Annotated in this window: 7 protein-coding genes; 3 read left to right on the top strand and 4 right to left on the bottom strand. The window is 73.9% G+C overall.

Annotated features, from left to right (window positions below; all coding sequences use genetic code 11):
- From ACWGKU_RS40010 to ACWGKU_RS39995, 4 genes are all read right to left on the bottom strand, one after another.
- Positions 1 to 815, bottom strand: an 815-nt coding sequence (locus ACWGKU_RS40010; RefSeq protein WP_452191803.1) for an SAF domain-containing protein, incomplete at its 3' end; no start/stop codon positions are given.
- Between the two features lie 143 nt (positions 816 to 958).
- Positions 959 to 1,906 carry a hypothetical protein gene (locus tag ACWGKU_RS40005; protein ID WP_452177481.1) on the bottom strand — a complete coding sequence of 316 codons (948 nt, stop codon included), beginning with the start codon at positions 1,904 to 1,906 and terminating at the stop codon, positions 959 to 961.
- The gene (locus ACWGKU_RS40000; protein ID WP_452177480.1) at positions 1,900 to 2,379 is read right to left on the bottom strand and encodes a hypothetical protein; all 480 of its coding nucleotides are present in this window, start codon (positions 2,377 to 2,379) and stop codon (positions 1,900 to 1,902) included. The genes ACWGKU_RS40005 and ACWGKU_RS40000 overlap by 7 nt, the downstream gene beginning before the upstream one ends.
- 281 nt (positions 2,380 to 2,660) lie before the next feature.
- Positions 2,661 to 3,551 (bottom strand): hypothetical protein, encoded by an 891-nt coding sequence (locus ACWGKU_RS39995; protein WP_401053785.1) that lies wholly within the window; start codon positions 3,549 to 3,551, stop codon positions 2,661 to 2,663.
- A 117-nt stretch (positions 3,552 to 3,668) separates the two neighbouring features.
- Between ACWGKU_RS39995 and ACWGKU_RS39990 the strand changes: the two genes are divergently transcribed.
- From ACWGKU_RS39990 to ACWGKU_RS39980, 3 genes are all read left to right on the top strand, one after another.
- Positions 3,669 to 4,184 carry a pyridoxamine 5'-phosphate oxidase family protein gene (locus tag ACWGKU_RS39990; RefSeq protein WP_452177479.1) on the top strand — a complete coding sequence of 172 codons (516 nt, stop codon included), beginning with the start codon at positions 3,669 to 3,671 and terminating at the stop codon, positions 4,182 to 4,184.
- A gap of 74 nt (positions 4,185 to 4,258) precedes the next feature.
- Complete coding sequence (locus tag ACWGKU_RS39985) at positions 4,259 to 4,711, top strand: MaoC family dehydratase (RefSeq protein WP_359913279.1); 453 nt, start codon at positions 4,259 to 4,261, stop codon at positions 4,709 to 4,711.
- A 363-nt stretch (positions 4,712 to 5,074) separates the two neighbouring features.
- Positions 5,075 to 6,277 carry an MBL fold metallo-hydrolase gene (locus tag ACWGKU_RS39980; RefSeq protein WP_452177491.1) on the top strand — a complete coding sequence of 401 codons (1,203 nt, stop codon included), beginning with the start codon at positions 5,075 to 5,077 and terminating at the stop codon, positions 6,275 to 6,277.
- Positions 6,278 to 6,339 lie beyond the last annotated feature (62 nt).

Here is a 6,339-nt window from a genome sequence, read left to right as displayed (position 1 = left end):
GCCCCGGGCGCCGCGCCCCCGGGTGCGGTGGGGGCGGCCGAGGGGGCACCGCTCGGCGCCGGGACCGGCGCGGTGCCGCCGCCGGGGGCACCCGCCGCACCGCGCGGCGCGAGCAGCACCTGGATCCGCCCGCTCGCCACCCACTGCGCCAGCCGGGGCCCGTCCGCGGTACCGACCGCCACGTCGATCACCTGGCTGCCGTCGGTGTCCACCCGGCCGACGGTGATCACCGTGGCCGGCAGCGAGTCGGCCCGGCCGTTGTCGGGGGTGAAGACGACGACCAGCTGCACACCGGGCTGGAGCCGGCTGGCGGGCAGCTGGGTGCGCTTGGCCGACACCCCGACCACGATCTGCCCGGGCTGCACCGACAGGCCCTGCGCGAGGTCGGAACCGGTGAGCATCGCACCGCGCTTGAGGTCGGTCGCGGCCCGCATGCCGACCGCCTTCGCGCGGTCCTGGGCCGACACCGGGCGCAGCGCCGGGTCCCCCGCGATCCGGGCGACCACCAGGTCGTCCTCGGTGATCACCTGCCCCCACGGCACGTCCCGGGCCAGCGCCAGCACCGCGACCCGCTGGCCGGTGCTGTTGTAGAGCACGGCCCCGCCCAGCCCGCCAGCCGCGATCAGCGCGACCGCCATCGCCAGCACCGCCGGGCGCCGCCGGCGCGCCCCCATGGTCCGCCCGGGCGCGTGCGGCGCCGCCCGGCCCCGGCCCTTGCCCGGACCTGTCTGCTCCGGCTGCTCCGGGAGCGCCACGGACGCCGCCGCGCCCGCGGAGGTGCCGGATCCCGGCGTCGCGAACGTACGGTTCTCCACCGGGTTCCGCCCTTCCCTCGTTCGTCTCTGGCTCGTCCGGCTGGTCGGTGTGCGAATCGCCGTACCGGCACGGTCACTTGTGTGCGGTCACTTGCGGGCGATCACTTGCGGGTGATCACCGGAGCTCGGTCGCCGGACCGCGCTCAGTTGAGCACCTGCATCTCGGCGACCCTGAGCTCGAAGGGCTTGCTGCTCTGGTTGATGCCCGGGATCGTGAACTTCCGCGGGTTCGGCCCTCCGGTGACCACCACCGCGGCCTCCCAGTGCATCGTCACCGTGGCGCTGAAAACGCTGTTCTTCTCACCGGCCGAGCTGGTCCTGAACTCGTAGCCGCAGTCCGGGGACTTCGCGTCGCCGTACTTGGGGTCGTACGGCGTTCCGGTCGTGGTGCAGGAGGTCTGGAGGTGGGCGCCGAAGCTCCAGTCCGCCTTCAACAGCCGGGGCGTGACGGTGACCGAGATGCCCCCGACCGACGCGCTGCCCGGTGCGGGCAGCGCGGCGTCGTCCGCCCAGAGCCAGACCGGGGCGTTGACCACCGCCGTGGTCTGCGGCGCGGCGCGGCCCAGCGGCGGCCGGAAGCGGACCTGGTCGTAGGCCCGCTGGATGGCCATGGCCTCCGCGTTGACGTTCTGCCCGCCCGGTGCGGTGGCCTCGAAGACGATCTCGGCGCCGCCCTGGCCGCCGTCGGTCTGCGGACAGACCTTGGTGTAGAGGGAGCCGTCCTTCGGGTCGTGGCCGTCCCACGCCGGGTCGCCCGCGGGCGGCGGGTTGTCCAGGGCGCGGAAGTAGCACCCCTTGTCGCTGTTGAACCAGCCCAGCTGGGGGTCGTGGCAGGCCCACGCGACCTCGTGGTAGCTGCACAGCTGCGGGCCGGTGTCCGAACCGCCGCCACCGCCGGGCTTCGGTCCGCCGGGCGACGTGGTCGATCCGCCGGAATTGACGTCTATGCAGATGACGTTCGGGTAGCACTGCTCGGCGCCGCCGCTCGGCGGTTCGTCCGCGGTCGCGTTGACCGCCGAGGTCAGCAGCAACCCGGCCGACATCGACGCGGCGATCGCGATTCGCCGGGCCGGTTTCCGCGCGTTCAGCATGTCCGGTCCACCTCCCGTTTGAAGTCGTAGATCAACCAATGTGCCTGGAACCAGCGCAGGGAAGCGGTTCCGACGTACCGGTTCAGACGTGCTCCGGGATCCTTGGCGGCCCCGGTGACGGCGTCGACGCGGTGCCAGCCGGACAGGTCGACGCAGTCCTCGATCACGGCGGTCTGCGGATCGGCTTTCAGATCAATGGCCTTGACCACCGCGGAATTGCGCGGCGTCCCGGTCATCACCACTTTGGCGTCGCGCAGTTGCCGGAGGCCGACCAGGCTGTCGGACAGGGCGCGCCCGGAAGAGTACTGCTCAAGTGCGTAACCGTCCGAATCCGAACGTCCGAAGACCTGGGCCTGGGCCTGCCACCAGTCCTGATAGGTCTTCAGGGCCAGCCGTCCCATGGCCCCTTCCGGACCGCTGGTCGGCGCGATCGAGCCGTTTACCGAACCACCCGAAGGAGTGAGCGGGTCCACTCCCGCGACAGTGGGCGCGGCCGACCCGATGCGATCGACGGAACCGCCCGCACCACCGCTCGCACAAGCACCGAGCAGCAACACCAGAACCGCCCCACCGACTCCAACCGCCCCAGGGCGCAACACATTTCCGCGCTGCCGCATGGCCCCACCTCGTTGCGACCGACCTGATCAGTGATCCACGGCCGCCAGGAGAATTCCGCCGTCCCACCGGTGTTTCCGCTGGGGATCGATTCTTCGCCAACCCACCCCATCACGGCAACACCTCAGGCCCCCTGACCTTACGCGGAAGGAGGTTCCGTCGGGGCGCTTTCCCGCCACAGAACGGCCAACAGTTCCTCGGAAAGCGACAATCCGGCCAATGCGCCCCGAACCGCGGCCCGATTGCGCATCAGGAGCCGCCCGGCGTGCGGCGGAACGAGCAGGCGCGCGCCAGGCGCACCCGAACTACCGGACGCTTCCCCACCGTCCGTCAGCGCGGCCACGGCCGGCTGGAGATCGAGCGGGGCGACGGCCGCGGGGGCACCCGGGACGCCCTGGCGCAGGACGGCGGTCAGGGCCCGGCTGAACGAGCCCTCCCCGCCCGGCAGGACGGCGTCCCGGCCGCGTCTGCCCGGGGCGTAGCGGCTGCCCGGGGAGTGGCGGCCGATCCGGCCCCACAGCGGAACCCTTGAGTAGCTCAGCAGTTCGCCCGCGCCGTCCTCGCCGCGCTCCAGCGCCGCCCAGGCGTCGCGGTCGACCACCGCGTCGACCAGCAGCAGCGCCTCCTCCTGGTCCCCGTGCACCATCGCACTGACCACCCAGTCCCAGGCCAGGCCCCGGCGGTAGGCGTTGTCGGCGGTGCTGCCGGCGGTGACCAGGGCCAGCCGGCGCCCGCGCGGATCGACCACCAGCTGGCCGACCAGGCAGACCAGCAGCCAGCGGCCGGGGTGCTGGGCGGCGTCCCGGACGGCGGTGAGCATCGCGTTGGCGTCCGCGTCCGGCGGCACCGTGGTGACCCGGCAGCCGGCCGCGCCGGTGTCGAAGCACATCCCGGGCAGCACGTCGGCGAGCAGCCGGGCGCCGTCCGCCGCGAGCGCCGCACCCCCGAAGGCCCGGTCGGGCCCGCCGTCCGCCCCGATCACCACCAGATCGACCCCGCCCGCCATCCGGCCGTCCCCCTCCTGCACCATTTCTCCACCCGCCGGGCAGGCTACCGCCCCGAACGGTCGCCGACGGGGCTCCCGACCCGTCCGCTCAGGGACCATGGGCCCTATCGGTGCGCGCACCGACCGAGGACGATCGGACGCATGGAGCGTGAGGACCGTGTGGAGACCCTGAGCGAGGCCGAGTGCCTGCGGCTGCTCAGCACCGTGCCCGTCGGGCGCGTGGTGTACACCGAGCACGCGCTGCCGGCCGTCCTGCCGGTCTCCTTCGAGGTCCTGGACGGGCGGCTGGTGCTCGCCGTACGCCGGGGAAGTGCCACCGCGCGCGGGCTTGACGGCACGGTGGTGGCCTTCCAGGCGGATCTGCTGGACCCGGTCACCCGCACCGGGTGGAGCGTCCTGGTGCACGGGCGGGCCGACGTGGTGAGCGATCCCGAGCAGGTCAGACGGGTGCTGCGGTCCGGTCTGCGGCCGTGGGTGGGCGATCCGGAGCCGCTGTTCGTCGCGCTGGTCCCGGAACTGGTCAGCGGCCGCCGGCTGTTCCCGACCGGGCCGGGCGTCCCGGGGCGCCGGACGCGCCGGCAGCCGAGCAACGGGCCGGTGAGCGCCGGGCCGGTGAGCGCCGGGCCCGTGAACACCGGTTTTCCGTTCGGCTCCTGACAGATACCGGTGGGTAGGCATACGCTTCCGGCGTCCTGACCCCTCCCCGGGCCCGTCCCCACCAGGAGCGCACCGTGACGACCTTCGCCTCCCTCGCCGAGCTGACCGCCGCCGTCGGCACCGAGCTGGGCACCAGTCAGTGGCACACCATCGAGCAGCGGCGGATCGACCTGTTCGCCGAGGCGACCGGTGACCACCAGTGGATCCACGTGGACCCGGAGCGGGCCAAGGAGAGCCAGTTCGGCTCGACCATCGCGCACGGCTACCTGACCCAGTCGATGATCCCGGTGCTGGCGAAGGAGTGCTATGCCGTCGAGGGCGTGCGGATGGCGCTGAACTACGGCTCCGACAAGGTGCGGTTCCCGGCGCCGGTGCCGGTGGGCACGGCGATCCGGGCCACCGCCGAGCTGCTCTCGGCCACCGAGGTGCCGGGCGGGATCCAGGCGGTGGTGCGGTTCACCGTGACCAGCGAGCGGAGCGCCAAGCCGCACTGCGTCGCGGAGACGATCACCCGCTTCTACGCCTGACCCGGACCGGGGCCCGGGCCGTCACCGGGCCGGGGTCGGGGCCGAGAAAGTCCCCCCGGGGGCGAGCGCGGGGCGGCGCCCGGGCACCGGCCCGCGCCGCCCTCCCGGGTACGCCGATTGGACCGCGCCGGGCTCTCCACCAGGTCCGGACGGCCCATGGCGAGTAATCTCCGACGAGATGGTTGTCGTATCGCAGCAGCCCCACCCGCCACTGCGCTGCGCGCCCCGGCCCGCCCGGTAGCCGTGACCGTCCCTGGAGGAGCCGTGCCCCGCCCCGCCCCGTGGTTCTCCCGCCTCGCCGGTCTGTCCGCACTGTTCGCCCCGCCGTCCGCCGACCCCGCCGCCGAGCGCGCCGTCCCCGGGCTGGCCGGACTGCCCCGGGCCGCCTGGCACCGGATCCGGACCGACGCCTTCGGCGCCGAGCCCCGGGGCGAGCGGCTGGCCCGCATCCGCCGGTCCCCGCAGTTCGCCGACGGCGCCTTCCGCAACCCGGTGCCCACCCGCCGCCTGGTGTACGAGCGCAGCCCGCTGGAGATCACCCGCGCCCAGCTGGCCGGGGACAAGACCCGCCGCGCGCCGACCGCCGCCGTGCCGGTGCACCGGCTGCTCCCGGGCGACCTCGCCGCGCCGCCGGAGTCCGGGCTGCGGCTGACCTGGCTGGGGCACGCCACGGTCCTGGCCGAGATCGGCGGACGGCGGGTCCTGCTCGACCCGGTCTGGGGCGAGCGCTGCTCCCCCTTCTCCTGGACCGGCCCCAAGCGGCTGCACCCGGTGCCGCTGCCGCTGTCCGAACTCGGGCCGGTGGACGTGGTGGTGGTCTCCCACGACCACTACGACCACCTCGACATGGGCACCGTCCGGGCGCTGATCGGGACGGGTGCGGTGTTCGCCGTCCCGCTCGGGGTCGGGGCGCACCTGGAGCACTGGGGCGTACCGGCCGCACGGATCGTCGAACTGGACTGGTGGGAGTCGGCCGAGGTCGCCGGGCTGACGCTGACCGCCACGCCGGCCCGGCACTACTGCAGCCGGGGACCGCGCACCAGCACGCTGTTCCTGTGGGCGTCCTGGGTGGTCGCCGGTGGCGGGCGGCGGATCTTCCACAGCGGGGACACCGGCTACTTCCCCGGCTTCGCCGAGATCGGCCGCCGGCTCGGCCCGTTCGACGCGACGATGATGCAGGTCGGCGCGTACAGCGAGTTCTGGCCCGAGGTGCACATGACCCCCGAGGAGGGCGTGCGGGCGCACCTGGACGTGGGCGGCGAACTGCTGCTGCCGATCCACTGGTGCACCTTCAACCTCGCGCTGCACCCCTGGGACGAGCCGGCCGAGCGGGTGGTCACCGCGGCCCAGGCGCTCGGCGCCCGGCTCGCCGTGCCCCGTCCCGGCAAGCCCTTCGAGCCCGCCGCCCCGCCCGCCCTGCGCCTGTGGTGGCGCGCCGTCGCCGCCCCGCGCGGCATCCCGCCCCTGGCCGGCGAACGGCCGCAGGAGGAGGCGGCCACGGGGGCGGCCGAGGCGCGCGAACAGACGACAACTTTCAGCGAACAGATTTCAAAATCTGTTCGCTGAAAGTTGTCAGCCGACTTCTGTCCGCCAGCAGCCGACACCCGTCCACCGCCGGCCGGCATCCA

This window comes from Kitasatospora sp. NPDC054768 (assembly GCF_053612025.1).
The sequence above is the reverse complement of the archived record's forward strand: the minus strand, read 5'-3'. Positions and strand labels throughout refer to the sequence as shown.

Coding starts and splice junctions, on each gene's coding strand:
- ACWGKU_RS40005 (WP_452177481.1), bottom strand. CDS start 1,906: ATGCTGAACGCGCGGAAACCGGCCCGGCGAATCGCGATCGCCGCGTCG.
- ACWGKU_RS39995 (WP_401053785.1), bottom strand. CDS start 3,551: ATGGTGCAGGAGGGGGACGGCCGGATGGCGGGCGGGGTCGATCTGGTG.
- ACWGKU_RS39990 (WP_452177479.1), top strand. CDS start 3,669: ATGGAGCGTGAGGACCGTGTGGAGACCCTGAGCGAGGCCGAGTGCCTG.